Origin of the sequence: Metabacillus bambusae (assembly GCF_017497975.1) — a bacterium.
Taxonomy (GTDB): domain Bacteria; phylum Bacillota; class Bacilli; order Bacillales; family Bacillaceae; genus Metabacillus; species Metabacillus bambusae.
In genome coordinates this window covers 1-16,757 of the sequence record NZ_JAGDEL010000023.1, presented here as the reverse complement: position 1 = coordinate 16,757, position 16,757 = coordinate 1, and the positions used below count along the sequence as shown (strand labels likewise).

Sequence of the window (16,757 nt, the reverse complement as noted above, 5' to 3'; positions counted from 1 at the left end):
GTTACTCCATAGTTTCTAGTCACTAGGTCCTTCTTACTCACTTCATTACAGCAAGCACAACTGTACCGCCATTATTTTTCGCTGGTATATTAATTGTTACTTCCTTGTTGCTGTTTACTATATATTCTTTATCATTGTATAAATCTCTAAACTTAGTATTAGCGGGAAAATCTACTACAAATGTTGCTTGTTTTGCATTGTCTCTTACATTTAATCCAACTAAAACCTGCTCTTCTTCATATTTTCTTTTAAATACTAAATAGCCTTCAGCATCTCCACCTGCTACTTTTTCACGAGTACCTTTTGAGAATACTTTAGAATACTCTGCACGGATGTTTAGTAATGTTGAATAATGCTTGTGTAATGCCATTGCGTTAGGATCTTCTGTTTCAAGTAGCCCCCATGGCATATCATCACGATTTTGCCCAAATTTTAATACAGTTTCACCTTCTTTTTCCCAGTCTGATTTACCGGACCTGCCTAATTCTTCTCCGTAGTAAATAACTGGTTGACCTTTCGAGGTAATTTGTAATGCTGAAGCAACCTTTAATTTGCCTACATCTCCATTCACGTATTCAGATAGAAAGCCATTTTGGTCATGACTGCTTAAAAATTGTCCTAGTGTTGCTGTGTTATTAAGTTGGTTGTTTCGTGCTTGTAAATATGTTTCGACACTATCAATGCTTCCATCTACAAATGCTTTTGCTTTTTCTTTAAAATCAAAGTCAAGAAGCGAATCCATTTGACCAGTCCCTAAATATCCGCCATCATTGGCAACACTTGCCCCCCAATATTCACCAATCATTTTGAAATCAGGATCGATAACAGTTAAGTCGTTTTTCAATGCTTGCCAGGTTGCATCTTCAACATGCTTTACCGTGTCAATTCGGAAAAAATCAATTGTGTCGCCGCGATCAGTTCTTGCTTTTTCAAGCCATGCCGTTTGCCAATCGATTATTTTCGCACGTACCTCAGGATCTTCTGTTTTGAAGTCTGGAAGATTGTCAAGTTCACCTCTGACAGTTGGATCTTCATCAACTGTTCTGAACATGCCCTGCAATTTTGAGACTTCCTCATCTGTCGGGAGATTGTCTGAATCAGCTTTCCACGCGTCATTCATTTTTCCATTCACACCATAACCAGCATGATTTACAACCACATCTAACATAATTTTCATGCCGCGGTCATGAGCTTTTTCAATTAACTCTTGAAATGTTTCAATATCACCTAAGTGCTCATCTAATGCTGTAAAGTCCTTTGCCCAATAACCGTGATAACCATATTGTTTTGCTTCTAGACCTTCTGCAGTTGTGAAATCCAACCCTTTGTTAAAGTCAATATTATCCACAATGGGTGTAATCCAAATTGTATTAATTCCTAGATTATCAATATAGTCTAACTTGTCAATAATCCCTTGAAAGTCACCACCATGATATGCTTCAGCATGGTCTTGATCATATTCGTTTGTGCCGTTGTTAGAAGGATCTCCGTCCTTAAAGCGGTCAGTTAGCATGAAATAAATTCGTGCTTCATCCCAATCAAAATCTAATTCATCACCTACAGTTGGCTCTGGAATAACAGTTACCTTGATTGTTTTTGTATGGTTGTTTCCATACTCATCAACTACCGTAACAACTACTTCCTTCTCACCTGCTGATATTGATTCGTTGGCAGCAATTGAAACAGCGCCAACTTCAGGGTCAATTTCAACCTTTTCCTGTCCACCAAGTGGTTCTAGGTTTACAAACATTTCCTTTATGGTTACATTTTCATTTGATGAAGCTTTTACGGAAAGAACCGCATTTTCATCAGATGAAAATTCATTTGGTGTTACACTTGCTTCAATTGTTAGATCTGGACGATTATATGTGATGATTGACTTTTCGTTTTTAGTGTTTTTCGGGTCGGTAACCTCAGTTGTTTTACCATCTTTTGTGACTAAAAAGCTATACTCATGAGTCCCTTCTGCTAAGTCTTCAAGCTTATAAGAGAAGTATTCATCTTGTTCACTGTATTGCATTGTGTACTCTTTACCATCGATTTTAATTTTAACTTGATCAATTGTATGCATGCTCTCCCCCTGGAAGAGCTCTTCATCTCTGTAGTAGAATGTGACATTACCATCCTCTAAAACTGGACCTGTAACAGTTGGTACCACTGTTTGACCTGTAACACCTGTTACAACAGTTACTTTTGTAATTAAATCATCGCGATTAATTTGCACAATATGATCATCACTGTCTGGTGATATCTTTGCTGTATTCCAATCCGTTCCTTTTCGTACTAAAAAACCTATTGATTCTGTCTCAGGTGCGATTTCCACATTTGCTATCGCTGTGTCACCTTTAATTGATTCAAAGTCTATTTGATCATTTTTTACTCCTGTATTCCAAACCCAGAGATTCCAAGCCCCAAAATCACCCGTAAAATCTCCATTAGGCCTTATATATTTAATCCGTACATAACGTTTTACATTTTTGTTAATTGTCATCTCTAATGTAGCAATTGCATTTTCAGATTGTGCTGTTATTGTTACAATCCCTGGTTTCATACCCGTAACTTTTCCTGTATTATCAACCGTTGCGATCGTCTTATCAGATGAGCTCCATGTTACCTTTGCTCCCAGCATGTCTTGATCATATTGGTCTTTTACAAGAGCAGAAAGTTGTGTAGAATAGGTTTCAAAAATGGAATTATTCCCTACAATTGTTATAAGCTCAGGTGCTAAATTATCAACTATAACCTCTATTTCAGCGGTTATTTTACCTACTTTTGCGGTAATCGTCGATTTACCATTTTTAATACCAGTTACTTTTCCATTTGAAACCGTTACAACCTTTTTATTTGAAGAAGACCATTTGATTTTTTCTCCTAACATCACTCTTCCCCTCTGATCTTTGACATAAGCGAACATATTCTTTGATTCATTTGGGTTTATTGCAAGTGACTGAGGAGTGACTTCAATGGTTGTTGCAATAGGCTTATATGCTGCTTCAGCTTGATCGTATAGCACCATCATCGAAAGTCCCTCAACTAAAACTTTATTGCTCTTTACTGTTCGAATTGTTTCAACTCCTGCTGCTGTATGATCTACAACGACATTCCATTCACCATTCGCAGGTAGTGTCACTTCTTTCGCTTTTTTATTGGCATTGTATATGACTACAATGTTTTCCCATGGATCATTGTTTGCATTTTCTTTCAACTGAAAGGCAACAACTTGTTCATTGTGTTTAAAAACGTCTAGATTTTTTTCAATCTCTTCTTTTGAATCTATTTTAAAAGCAGGGTGTGTTTTTCTTAACGTAATTAATCCTTGGTAATAATTAAAAACAGATTGATACTCATCTTTTAATTCCCAACGAATTTGATTAATTCGATCGGGGCTCTTATAGCTATTATGTTCACCGTATTTACTTCTGAGCATTTCCTCCCCTGCATGTAAAAAGGGGATCCCTTGTGAGGTTAAGACAATACCATTTGCTAAAAGACTTCGCTTTACCCATTCATTATCTAATTCATTTTCTTCTGTAATCACAGCATGTGGATCATAATTTATATCCTCATGATTTCCATCCATCTCTGCGACCCGCATGAGCTTATCCCATAGATTTAAGTTATCGTGTGCAGTTACATAATTAATGCTTTCAGAAGAACGATTTGTAAAGTCATGGATCGAGCCTTGGAGACCTTTAACTAGTTCCGCTTCTTTATCATTTGCACCTGTGGCAAAACCTGTTCCAGCTCCGTCGCTATCTCCTTTAATGGCTCCTCTTATGTGATCATTAAATACTGCGTAGCCTTGATCTTTTTGGGAACCCTTCACGTTTTGTAATGCTTGAGGCAAACTTGAAGGACCACCAGTCCACGGTTCGCCATAAATCAAAAAGTTTGGATCAATTTGATTTTTTAGTTCTTTCGTAATTTCTTGCATCGTTTGCTTATCGATTAATCCCATTAAATCAAACCTGAATCCATCAATCCCATATTCAGATGCCCAATAATGAACAGAATCCTTAATGTATTTACGAACCATTGGTCTCTCAGACGCAACTTCATTTCCTGTACCTGAACCATTCGTGATTTTCCCTGTCTCATCTGTACGATAATAGTAGCCAGGGACGATAGAATCAAATGGTGAACCTCCTTTCAACTGTGTCGATTCATTCATGTATGTATGGTTGTACACAACATCCATCACAACACGAATCCCTTGATCATGTAAAGATTTCACCATTTTCTTATATTCTTTAATTCTACTAGATGGATCCTTTGGATTGGTAGAATACGAGCCCTCTGGTACATTGAAGTGAACTGGATCATAGCCCCAGTTGAATTTTGCATCTGGTGAGTTAGGGTGATCAACTGTTAATTCATTTACAGAGCCGAAATCATAGGTAGGTAGTAGATGAACATAATTTACTCCCAATTCTTTTAAAGAATCCACACCTGTTTTTACACCGTTTGGGCCAGTAGTTCCCTTTTCAGTAAATGCCAAATATTTCCCTTTGTTTTTCATGCCCGATTGTTCGTTAATGGAAAAATCTCTTACATGTAATTCATAAAGTATCGCATCATTTGGTGAAGAAACTGCTGGTTTATCTAATGGATCAAACCCTGCTGGATCGGTTTTGTCTAAATCAACGATCACTGCTCTTTGACCATTAGCTGAAGTCGCGCGTGCATATGGATCTACTGCATAGTTTACTTTTCCATCTGCAAACTCTACTTTGTACATATAATATTTGTTTTTAAGATTTCCTTTTAGATCTAATGACCAAACACCATTGCTAGCTCTCGTCATGTCTGTTTCTTTACCATCAGAATGATCGATTACAAATGCATCTTCATACCTTCCAGCATTTTCATAGATTGCTAGACTTACTTTTGTTGCTGTTGGTGCCCATAGTTTAAATGTCGTTTTTTTAGGTGAATATGAAAAACCCAAATCATCTCCTGCATAATAAAAGCTTTCATCATTTAGAATCTCTCGCATTATGATTTTTGTTGGTTCTGAGTCTCCTATCTTTACTTCATAGATCTTCCTTACGTCTACTTTTTCACCATCAGCTAAGGATAGTTTTACTTTTTTATCACTAATAGCCGTTGTTGTTGTTTTCACTATTTTATTCGTTTCTTTCTCAATTACTTTGAAAGATGGATCAGTTACTGCTTTATTTGTTGTCACTAAAATTTCAGTTAACGAATCCATTAATGCAGATTGAACTTTCACAGGTTTAGGAGATTCAATTGTAAATATTGAATTTCCATCTACTGTATTAGGATTTGCAGGATCTATTGTCGACTCATCCCAAGAACGATTGTTTTGCACAAATTTATATTGGTAATCCCCAGCTTCTAGGTTAGGGACCGTTACAGAAAAAACGCCCTCCTTCTCTATCATTTCAATTGCTTTCGTAAGCTCCCAATCTACAAAATTACCGATGAGATATAATGCTTTTTCCCCTTTACTTTCATAGTTAAATGTTACACTTCCATCCTCATTTATGACTGGGCTAGTGATTTTAAGTGTATCATTCACTGTAGGTGTGTCTTTAATTGTTAAAATGGAGTTTCCATCCTTTTGATTGGGATTAGAAGGATCAAGAATCCATTTCCCATCAACAATAAATTTATATTGATATGTCCCTGCTGGAAGATCCTTTTTAAGCTCCCATTGCCCTTGCGTTTTTTCAGTCATGTTAAGGGCTCCAGATTCCCACTCTGTAAAGCTTCCGGCTACTTTAACAGTAGCTGCCTCTCCCTCATAACTAAACGTAATAATACCATCATCATTACTAACAGAATTCGAATCGATCGCGGTAATGCTTGCAGAAAGAAACAAGCCCGAAAAAACCTGTAAAACCAATGAAAAGATAACTAATTTAGATAGCGCTTTCATTTTAAACTTTCTCAATCCGCATAACCTCCCCTTTGACTAAAGTTATTTAGGAAAACGTTTGCACAAAAAGTTAAATAAACAAGATTTCTGTAAATAGAAATCTTATCAATTGATCGTACAAGCGTTTACATAAAATTTATCTTTAGAATATCACTTTCGTAAATTTACCGCAATGGTTCAATGTAAGGATTTTGTCTATGTAGACCTACTTTTCATTCGTTAACCATTTTGCAGCCTCATACAATGATGGAAATTGATAATCTGCTAATCCTTCATTATCTCCAATTAAAATAGTTTTTGTTCCAGCTTGTCTTCCTGCTAAAATGTCAACATCACGATCACCAACCATGAAACTCTCCTTTAAAGAAACTTGATGCTTTTCAGCAAGTCTATGTAGCATTTCAGGTTCTGGTTTACGACAGGCACAACCAGCATGAGGCTTGTGTGGACAATAAATAATATCGTCTATTTGCCCTCCATACTCAGCGATATCATTTTTCATTTTTTCATGTACTTTAACTAGCATCACTTCCTTCATATACCCTAGACCAATACCACCTTGATTGGTCACTACAAACACTAAAAACCCAGCATCATTTAATAATTTAATTCCTTCTCCTACACCTTCAAGCAAAAACATTTGCTCTGGTTTATTAACAAATTTAACTCTTTTACTTAGCACTTCATTTATTACACCGTCGCGATCAAGAAAAACAGCTCTATTCAAAATTTTCACATCCTTTCATGATTCTTGATTAACTGTCCATATTATAAGTAAGACATTTGATAAAGGGTGAATTGACAGTGAAACCAATGCTACCAACTTTACATAGTGAAATCCCTGTAGGTAATGATTGGGTATATGAGACAAAGTACGATGGATTCCGTGCCACTCTTACCATCACGAATCAAACCATTGACATAATAAGTAGGAACGAAAAGTCTTTAAATCATACATTCCCAGAAATCTTAGAAGAAATCCGACAACTTCGTCAAAAGCTAGAACCTTTTTTACCACTTACGCTTGATGGTGAAATTGTTTATCTTACATCAAAACATTTTTCTGATTTTGAACAATTACAGATTAGGGGTCGGTTAAAAAACAAAGAGAAAATAAATCAGGCTGCAACCCAATTTCCATGTAGGTATTTAGCGTTTGATCTACTTGAGATTAACGGAAAATCGATACAAAATGAACCGTTAATAACAAGAAAGGAGCAGCTTCAAAAGCTTTTCAAGGCTGTGAACCTCAAAGCGTTCGTGGATCCCTTACTCTCCAATCTTTTACAGTATGTTCCATATACACCGCAATATACTGATTTATGGAAAGAAATGAGGCTTAATGATGGTGAAGGATTGATTGCAAAACAGTTAAAAAGCAAGTGGGAAAGTGGTGTACGCACAAAACAATGGCTAAAGATAAAAAATTATAAACATGCAAGTCTTTTTATTTCTGGTTATGATAAGCAAAATGGGTATTTTCATGTTGCTGTTTTAAAAGGTGAAGAAATAATTCAGGCTGGAGTTTTTTCTCACGGAATCACTAGTGAAGAACGTGAAGCACTAATTAAGATTGTGAAGGAAAACAAACGCTCTGAAACACCAAGCTTCGTGGAGATTGATCCGGCTATTGTTGTAGAATTACAATTTTTATCTCTTTATAAGGAACAGTTGCGCGAGCCTTCATTTAGTTCATTTCGATTTGATATACACCATGTAGAATGCACATGGGATCAGCTTCTATTATCAACTGCACCTATTCATGAGGAAGTTACGTTTACACACCCTGATAAACCACTTTGGGAAACAATGGACGTTAAAAAAGAACAATTCTTAAGTTATCTTTATCAAATATCACCGCTTATGCTTCCTTTTTTAAAAAATCGTCTATTAACCGTCATCCGATTTCCACATGGTATGTTTGGTGAAGCTTTTTACCAAAAAAATCGACCAGATTATACACCAAGCTTTATCGAAACAAAAAAGCATGAGGATATTGATTATATTATTTGCAACGATTTATCAACATTACTTTGGTTAGGTAATCAATTGGCATTTGAATTTCATATCCCCTTTCAAACAATTGACACAGATTATCCAACTGAAATTGTATTTGATCTAGACCCTCCATCAAAGGAGTATTTCTCTCTGGCCATTAAAGCAGCAACAGAAATGAAAAAGATATTTGATCAATTTGGGTTAAAAACATTTCCTAAGCTTTCAGGTAACAAAGGATTACAAATTCATATCCCACTATCAAAAAACTCGCTAAGTTATGATGAAACGAGAGTCTTTACAGCCTTTATTGCCGAGTTTTTAGTGACCAGCTTTCCAGATGACTTTACAATTGAACGTATGAAAAAAAATCGCGGTAATCGGTTGTATGTCGATTATATTCAGCACTCAGAGGGAAAAACAATCATTGCACCCTATTCCCTGCGAGGCAAAAAAGAAGGTGCCTACATTGCCGCTCCATTAGATTGGACAGAAGTAAACAATAGCCTTTCTGTAGATCAATTTACTATTGAAAATGTACTTAACCGGGCTAATACAATTGGATGTCCATTTCAGGAATATTTTTCTTCTCCCCAAGATGAAACATTGCAAACATTAATAAAGGGTCTAACTTCAACTTAAATAGTTGGTTTTAGACCCTTAGTATCTATCAGTTTATTTTATAAATACGTGCTTCATGAGGCTGCAAAATGATTGAAGCACCTAACTCCAGTTCATGATTGTCATAATTAGCAATGAGTAATTCTTTTTTTGAACCTTGATGTTCTTTTTGTAAAAAATACTCTCGAGGTTCATTTGAGTGGTTCAATACGATAAGCCAGGTCGTTTCATTAAGGGTCCTAGTATAAACATACAAATGTCCATCTCCTGCTGATAAATCTGTGAAATCTCCATAGACCATTACATCATGCTTCTTCCTTAAAGTAATAAGCTTTTGATAGTAATAGAAAACTGAGTTTAGATCCTTTAAAGCTTCTTCTACATTTATATATTTATAATTAGGGTTCACTTTAATCCATGGATTACCATTTGTAAAACCAGCCTGATCTTGATCACTCCACTGCATTGGTGTTCTTGAATTGTCACGGCTTAATAGGAGAAGACTATCAAACACCTCGTTTGGATCTTTCCCTTTCCCCACTTCCTCTTTGTATTTATTTTTCATTGCAATATCATTATAATCATCAATTGAGTCAAAGCGCACACCTGTCATACCAATCTCCTCACCTTGGTAAACATACGGAGTTCCAGGAAGAGTATGAATCATTGTCGCTAATAGTTTTGCTGATTCAACTCGATAAGCTAAGTCATTTCCATAACGAGTCACTTGTCTAGTATGGTCGTGGTTATTTAAAAACTGAGAGTTCCAGCCTTTACCCTTCAAACCTTGATACCAATGGTTTTGGATTTCTTTAAACCTGAGCATATCCCAGGTTGGCATTTCATCAGCAACTTGGAAATGGAACAATGTGTTAAGCTCATTTCGATCTTCTCCAACATAGAGAAGGCCTTCATCTGGCGTAACAAATGGAATTTCCCCAACTGTCATACCATCATAATGCTGTAAAACCTCTCTGTTCATTTCTTGAAGGTATTCATGAATACCAGGATTATTTGCAAGATAGCTAATATTAGTCGGGTCTTCTGCATCAGGGAAGCCATCTTGCTTAGCTAACAAATTAATGACGTCCATTCGAAATCCGTTAATTCCCATATCTAGCCAAAAACGCATCATGGAATAGATTTCTTGACGAAGCTCAGGATTTTGCCAATTTAAATCTGGTTGCTCTACTGCAAAAGAATGTAAATAATATTGTTTAGTTTTTTCATCATATTCCCATGCTGATGGAGCGAAGTAAGAACGCCAATTATTTGGTTCTTTTCCGTTCCTTGGATCTTGCCAAATATACCAATTACGCTTCGGATTATCTTTCGAAGATTTAGATTCAATAAACCATGGATGTTGATCAGAAGTATGGTTAACAACTAAATCCATAATTACCTTCATTTCACGACTATGGATCTCACTTACTAGTTTCTTGAAAATCCCCATATCACCCGCTTTATCCATAATTTCATAATAATTTGAAATATCATAACCATTATCATGATCCGGAGATTCATAAAATGGATTTAACCAAATGACATCAATTCCTAGCTCTTTAATGTAATCTAACTTTTCAAGAACCCCTTGTAAATCACCATATCCATCACCATCAGAATCATAAAAGCTGCGCCAGTATACTTGATAGACAACCGCTTCCTTCCACCATGTTTTTTTTATCATTATTTAACCATCCTTAGCTCAGTATTTGTTAATAATAAAGCAGATCATAAGAATGACCTGCATTGATAAAATCTATTTACTTTTATAAACTCTTGCTTCATACGGGCGCAATTCAAATGAATGGATGTCTTCATTTGGAGAAACATCATAATTGCTGATTAAAAGTTCTGGAGCAGTGATTGTCACATTACCAGGTAGGGTAAATCGAGTTGCTTCACCGCTAAAGTTCGTAATCACCAACAACATTTCATTTTCGAATGAACGTGTATAAGCAAAGATTGATTCATGTTCTGGTAAAATAAGCTCGTAATCACCGTAAACGATAATTGGGTGATTTTTTCTTAACTGAATGATGTTCTTGTAGTAGTTATAGATAGAATGTTGATCCTCAACAGCTATTTTTGCATTTATTTCTTTGTAATTTGGATTTACCTTAATCCAAGGCTTACCAGTCGTAAATCCTGCATTTTCACTATCATCCCATTGGAATGGTGTTCTTGCATTATCTCGACCTTTTACATATATCGATTCCATTACTTTTGCCGAATCTTCGTTACCTTCAATAACTTTTTCTTTATACATATTTATAATTTCAATATCTTTATAGTCATCAATCGAATCAAAACGAACATTTGTCATCCCAATTTCTTCACCTTGGTACACATATGGAGTACCTTGTAGCATATGAAGGAACGTAACAAGCATTTTTGCTGATTCAACACGGTATTCTTTATCATTACCAAAGCGTGAAACCATTCGAGGCTGATCATGATTATTTAAGTATAAGCTGTTCCAACCTACTCTATTTAATCCATTTTGCCATTTTGAGATATTTTCCTTTAGATCAAGTAAATTAAGTTTCTTTAAATCCCATTTCCCTTTCGGCCCTGAATCAAGATCCATATGTTCAAATGTGAAAACCATGTTTAATTCTTCGCGTTCATGACCAGTATAAAGCTTTGCGTCTTCAACAGAGGCACCTGGCATTTCACCAACAGTGATGATGTCATATTTTGAAAGAACTTCCTTGTTCATTTCATGCAAAAATTCATGAATGCGTGGACCATTCATAAAGAATTCTCCACCTGATGCATATTTTTTCCCTTCTGGGTTAGGTGCATCAGGTAATCCTGGTACTTTTGAGATGAAATTGATAACATCCATTCGGAATCCATCAATTCCTTTATCAAGCCACCATGTCATCATTTTGTATACTTCATTACGAAGCTTTGGGTTCTCCCAGTTTAGATCAGGTTGCTTTTTGCTAAAAATATGTAAGAAATACTCATCTGTTGCTTGATCATATTCCCATGTAGAACCACTAAATGCTGATTCCCAGTTATTTGGTTCACGACCATCTTTACCAGGACGCCAAATATAGAAGTCACGGTAATGATTATCTTTGGATTTTCTAGATTCAACAAACCATGCATGCTCATCAGAGGAATGATTAACAACTAAATCCATGATCAGCTTCATTCCGCGGTTATGAACTTCCTGTAATAGTTCTTCCCAATCCTTCATTGTACCGAACTCATCCATAATATCCTGATAGTCACTAATATCATAGCCATTATCGTCATTTGGGGATTGATAAACAGGAGAAAGCCAGATCACATTAATTCCAAGATCCTTTAAGTAATCAAGCTTTTCTGTAATCCCCTTTAAATCACCAATCCCATCACCATTACTATCATTAAAGCTTCTAGGATAAATTTGATAAATGACACTTTCTTTCCACCATGTTTTGTTCATGTTGTACACTCCTTTGGGGGGACAGTCCCTAATTTCCACTTTAGTCATCTCACATTGACTTAGGGACCTTTTTGGGGACTGTCCCCATTGGTTTTATTCTCTTTATTTATTGAGGATTAATATGCATTTCTCGTTAAATCAAATACTTTGGGGGACTGTCCCCAATTATTTTATCGAGCCCTTCATAACTCCACTAATAATCCATTTTTGTGCAAAGATGTATACGATAATCATTGGTGCTAAGGCCATTAAATATGATGCAAAGGCCAGGTTATAGTCTGTGCTAAATTGTGATTGGAAAATGTATTGAACTAATGGCAATGTGGCCATGTCTCGATCACTCAGCATGACAAGTGGAAGCATAAAGTCATTCCAAGCACCTAAACATGTAATAATTGCGACAGTAGCATTCATAGGTGCTAATAATGGAAAAATGACTCTCCAGAAAACACCCCATGTGCTTGCTCCATCAATAACAGCTGCTTCTTCTAACTCTTTTGGAATAGAACGAATATACCCTACATATATAAACGTATTAAACGATAAATTGAACACAACATATAGAATAATTAGGCCAACAAGATTATCCATTCCCCAAGCAGCCGTTTGTTTTACGATTGGTAACATGATGATTGGAAAAGGAATAAACATCGCACTTACAAAATAATAAAATAAGAATTTATATGCCTTTTTATGCATGTTACGGGCGATTGCATACGCCACTAATGAATTTGTAAGTACAGTAAAAATCACAACAAAGACAGTGACAAATACCGTGTTTCCAAGAGCACTAAAGAAATTTGTCATCTCAATTGCTTGTGTAAAATTGTCAAATGACCATGATTTTGGGAGGGCTAGTAAATTCCCTGCCATCTCCTGTGGTGTTTTAAAGGCAATAGTAATCGTTAAATACAAAGGTAGTAAAATGAGTAATGTCCCGACAATTAAGAGAGTGGTAACAGGCCAGTTTGTTTTTTTGTTGATCATTAGTTTTCCACCTCTCGTTTTTCTAAGAATTTAAGTTGAATAATTGAAATGACGACAATCACGATGAAGTAAATAACTGCATTTGCGGACTGATAAGCAAACTCTCCACCTTCAAAACCGCCACGATAAATTAAAAGTGAGATCGATTCTGTTGATTTACCAGGTCCTCCGCCAGTAAGAGCAACAATTTGATCAAATACCATTAAAAAGCCTTTCATTGCTAATACCATGTTAATAGTGAAGAAAGGTGCAATTAGAGGGAAAGTGATCTTCCAAAACTTTGTCCAAACTCCAGCCCCATCTATACTTGCAGCTTCATAAATGTCTTCAGAAATTGTGACAAGTCCTGCTAAATAGAGAATTGTATTAAAGGCCACCGATTGCCAAACTGCTACAAGGACGATACCAAGCCATGCAAACTTTGGGTCTCCTAATATATTTTTTGATAGGAATTCTATTCCTAGACTCTCCCCAATTCCTGGAAGGAAATGAGTAAAAATAAAGTTGAAAATGAATCCGACGATTAAAATACTTAATATATATGGAAGAAAATAAATTGCACGAAGTGTCTTTTGAAATTTAATCTTTCCATTAAGCCCCATAGCAACAAGTAAGCTAAAGATATTAACCAATATTGTAGAAATAATTGCGAATTTAAAGGTAAACCCATATGCATCTAGAGCCCGCTCATCTTTAAAAACATTTAAATAATTTTTTATTCCAACAAAACTCCAATCCCCATATCCTTTCCAATCTGTAAAACTGTAGAAAATCCCTTGGAGAGTGGGATAAGTATGGAAGATGAAAAAAAGGATAAACGCAGGTATTGCAATAAGCATATATACGGAATTTTTCTTTTTCATTTTTACCTCTCCTTTTGAGCAAATAAATCACATCTATGACCCTTTTTATGCTCTATCATGCATAAGACGCTTCTTAATAAAAGGTACTTCTATTACATTTTCACCTTTAATTAAGGAGTGGCTTATACATCAAAGAGCAAGGCTATTGTGATTACTAAGACTATAAATAGAAAGGGGCACCAACAGTAGATGCCCTTTCCATCAACTAATTTTTTAACGATTCTGTACTTTTTTCCATTCACTATCAAGCTTTTTCAAGAATGCTTCTTTTTTCTTTTCAATTAAGAATTCTTGAACAAGATTTTCTGCACCCATACCTGCTGGATAGTAATGATCAGGGAAGCTTGTAATAGCTCCGGATTCAAAGTTTGTTTTAATTCCTTCAAATACAGGATCTTCTTGGAATACTTCTTCTATAGCAGAGAATGCTTTTTGTTCGTCAATATAACGTTTTGAAGTGTCTTTATTCATCATAAATTCAATAAATTTCATTGCTTCCTCTTTATGCTCTGTTTCTTCACTCATCGTTAATAATACATCTACACCAGAAACAAGTTTATTTTGAGCAGGATCATTAGTTACAGGCATAGCGAAAGTTCCAAGTTCAATATCTGGATTAGCTTTAACAATTTCAGGAATTGCCCAGTTTCCTTGGATATACATAACACCCTTTCCATTAGCAAAGGCATTATTACCATCCCCATACGCAACACCCATGTTGTCTTTATGACCGTATTCTGTAAGGGTTAGCATTTTGTCAGCTACTTCATCATAGCTTTTAACAAATGTTGCTTCACCAGCACTTTTCTTTTCAGCAAAATCTTCACCAGCAATATTTGCAGCAAGTGAGTTCCAAGAAATCATTCCAGTCCAAGCATCTTTTAAGGTAAAGTAAATTGGAATTTCTCCAGCTGCTTTAGCTTTGTCTAAAATAGCAATAAACTCATCCCAAGTTTTTGGAACCTCCAAACCTAATTCTTCAAACTTTTGCTTGTTATAAATAACAGTATTAGCATTAGTTGCATATGGAAGTCCGAATACACCTTCTTCTTCAGCACCGACTAAGCGGCCAATCATATCAACATAAGAAGGTTGAATTGCTTTTAGTAATTCTGAATCTGAGAAGTCATGTAATACTCCGGCACGACCTAATTCGCCATATGTGGCATTACCACCAATTGACATAATATCAGGCAGGTCGTTTTTCGTTAAGCGAGTCTTCAATACTGTTTCTGCCTCTGGAGGTGCATCAAGTTTAATTTTAATATCAGGGTTTTGTTCCTCAAATTCTGCAATAATCCCCTTATAGGTATCAATACTTTCGGCTTTGTTTGAGAAAAGTTCTAATGTAACTTTTCCATCTTCAGCACCTCCACCTTCATTACCTCCACATCCTGCTAGAATGGAAGTCCCTAATGCAAGACTAAGGATACTTGCTGTTACTTTTTTCATCATAGTAATTCCCCCTAAAAATGGTATTTGATTAATTGATAGTTATGTTGCGTAAACATTTACGGTTTTAAACATTTTAAAAATTTTTCAAATTAAAGTCCTAAGTAAACGTTTACTCATTGTATTAAAAAAACACTACCTTACATTCATACTTAGTTTTTTATAATATATCAGTAAACGTTTACGTAATAGTTCAAAAAAAATTACACCTCCTGATCTCTTACACTTTTCCTCTCAACGATTTTATGTGGCATTATTCTACTTTCTATTAATTTATCAGAATCCAACATCTCAAATAGCATATTAGCAGCCATTTCTCCCATCTCTGTGAGGGGCTGTGCGACAGTTGTTAGCGGGGGTACTGACATTTCAGCAATACTTAAATTATCATAACCAATAATCGATAATTCGTCTGGTACCTTTATCCCAAGTTGATAGGCCGAAGAAATTGCTCCAATTGCTAATTCATCACTTGCAGCAAAAACTGCCGTTATATCAGGAGCCTGTTTCAATAAAATCTTTAAACTATCCATTCCATCGTAAAAGCTAAATCCTCTATTAAATATTATTTTCTTTTCATCTACTAGTAGGTTATTATCTTGAAGTGCACTTATATAACCATCTATCCTTGGTTTTCCCGAAATAATATCATCTTTATTCCCACTAATCATTCCTATTTTTTTGTGGCCTTTATTTATTAAAAATTGTGTAGCAGTATAGGCTGCGTGTCTGTCATTAACCTTAACGTATGGGACAGGATGCGCATATGTTTCTGTCGACAAAAGAACCATCGGGACATTCATTTTCTTAATATATTGATAATATTCTTCTAGTAATGGTGCACTTGTGAAAATAATACCATCAATACGCTTTTCATTTAACAGTTGAAGGTATTTCATTGTTTTCTCACCATTTGATTCTGTATGGCAAACAATGACACTTGACCCTACATCATGAGTAGCTTTTTCTATTCCACTTAACAGGTCTGTCACTAAAGTACTTGATAATTTTGGAAACAGCACCCCAATTGTATGTGTTCGTTTATTAATCAAGCCTCTTGCTACAGCATTTGGCTCGTAGCCCAATTCCTCAATAGCCTCGAGGACTTTCTTTTTTGTTTTTTCTGAATAACCGGTTTGGTTATTAATAATTCTTGATACCGTTGCGATGGATACATTGGCTAGTTTCGCAACATCCTTAATAGTAAATGACATGAGTTACCTACTTTCTAACTTAAGAAAACGTTTACGTTGTTATATTATCATTCAAAGAAAACCTTTTCAATACTTTTTTTCATTTTGTGGACTATTCCTCAAACTTATGTCCTACCCTTCACTTATTTTTCTACGAAAAAAAGAGGGACTCAATATTAAACTGGCACCCGTGTCAAGGACACAAGAAAAAAAGAGTCACGCAACTAGAAGATGATTCCTATATTGGTTAGGGGTCATCTTTTTTAAATTCCATTGATAACGGTAATTGTTATAGTAAACCA

At 35.6% G+C, this 16,757-nt stretch carries 10 protein-coding genes; 1 reads left to right on the top strand and 9 read right to left on the bottom strand.

Annotated elements, in window-relative coordinates; translation table 11 throughout:
- Nucleotides 1–37 precede the first annotated feature (37 nt).
- Nucleotides 38–5,917, bottom strand: coding sequence for a type I pullulanase (pulA, locus tag I7822_RS22665; RefSeq protein ID WP_207981347.1), 5,880 nt, complete (start codon nucleotides 5,915–5,917; stop codon nucleotides 38–40).
- Between the two features lie 190 nt (nucleotides 5,918–6,107).
- Nucleotides 6,108–6,629: a D-glycero-alpha-D-manno-heptose-1,7-bisphosphate 7-phosphatase gene (locus I7822_RS22660; RefSeq protein ID WP_207981346.1), complete on the bottom strand. Its 522-nt coding sequence runs from the start codon at nucleotides 6,627–6,629 to the stop codon at nucleotides 6,108–6,110.
- A gap of 86 nt (nucleotides 6,630–6,715) precedes the next feature.
- Here I7822_RS22660 and I7822_RS22655 point away from each other — a divergent pair, with 86 nt between their 5' ends.
- Nucleotides 6,716–8,539, top strand: coding sequence for a DNA ligase D (locus tag I7822_RS22655; RefSeq protein ID WP_243459637.1), 1,824 nt, complete (start codon nucleotides 6,716–6,718; stop codon nucleotides 8,537–8,539).
- A gap of 28 nt (nucleotides 8,540–8,567) precedes the next feature.
- On the opposite strand, the gene I7822_RS22650 is transcribed toward I7822_RS22655, so the two are convergent.
- The 7 genes from I7822_RS22650 to I7822_RS22620 all read right to left on the bottom strand — a co-directional run.
- Nucleotides 8,568–10,202 carry a glycoside hydrolase family 13 protein gene (locus I7822_RS22650; RefSeq protein ID WP_207981427.1) on the bottom strand — a complete coding sequence of 545 codons (1,635 nt, stop codon included), beginning with the start codon at nucleotides 10,200–10,202 and terminating at the stop codon, nucleotides 8,568–8,570.
- A gap of 75 nt (nucleotides 10,203–10,277) precedes the next feature.
- Complete coding sequence (locus I7822_RS22645; RefSeq protein WP_207981344.1) at nucleotides 10,278–11,960, bottom strand: glycoside hydrolase family 13 protein; 1,683 nt, start codon at nucleotides 11,958–11,960, stop codon at nucleotides 10,278–10,280.
- A 165-nt stretch (nucleotides 11,961–12,125) separates the two neighbouring features.
- Complete coding sequence (locus I7822_RS22640) at nucleotides 12,126–12,944, bottom strand: carbohydrate ABC transporter permease (RefSeq protein ID WP_207981426.1); 819 nt, start codon at nucleotides 12,942–12,944, stop codon at nucleotides 12,126–12,128.
- Between the two features lie 2 nt (nucleotides 12,945–12,946).
- Entirely contained in the window at nucleotides 12,947–13,810 is an 864-nt protein-coding gene (locus I7822_RS22635) for a carbohydrate ABC transporter permease (RefSeq protein WP_207981343.1), read from the bottom strand.
- A gap of 213 nt (nucleotides 13,811–14,023) precedes the next feature.
- Nucleotides 14,024–15,265 (bottom strand): ABC transporter substrate-binding protein, encoded by a 1,242-nt coding sequence (locus tag I7822_RS22630; protein WP_243459626.1) that lies wholly within the window; start codon nucleotides 15,263–15,265, stop codon nucleotides 14,024–14,026.
- 200 nt (nucleotides 15,266–15,465) lie between these two features.
- On the bottom strand, nucleotides 15,466–16,476 hold the full coding sequence (locus I7822_RS22625; protein WP_207981342.1) for a LacI family DNA-binding transcriptional regulator: 1,011 nt from the start codon (nucleotides 16,474–16,476) through the stop codon (nucleotides 15,466–15,468).
- A gap of 195 nt (nucleotides 16,477–16,671) precedes the next feature.
- The coding region (locus tag I7822_RS22620) for an IS3 family transposase (RefSeq protein WP_207981230.1) at nucleotides 16,672–16,757 on the bottom strand (86 nt) is incomplete at its 5' end.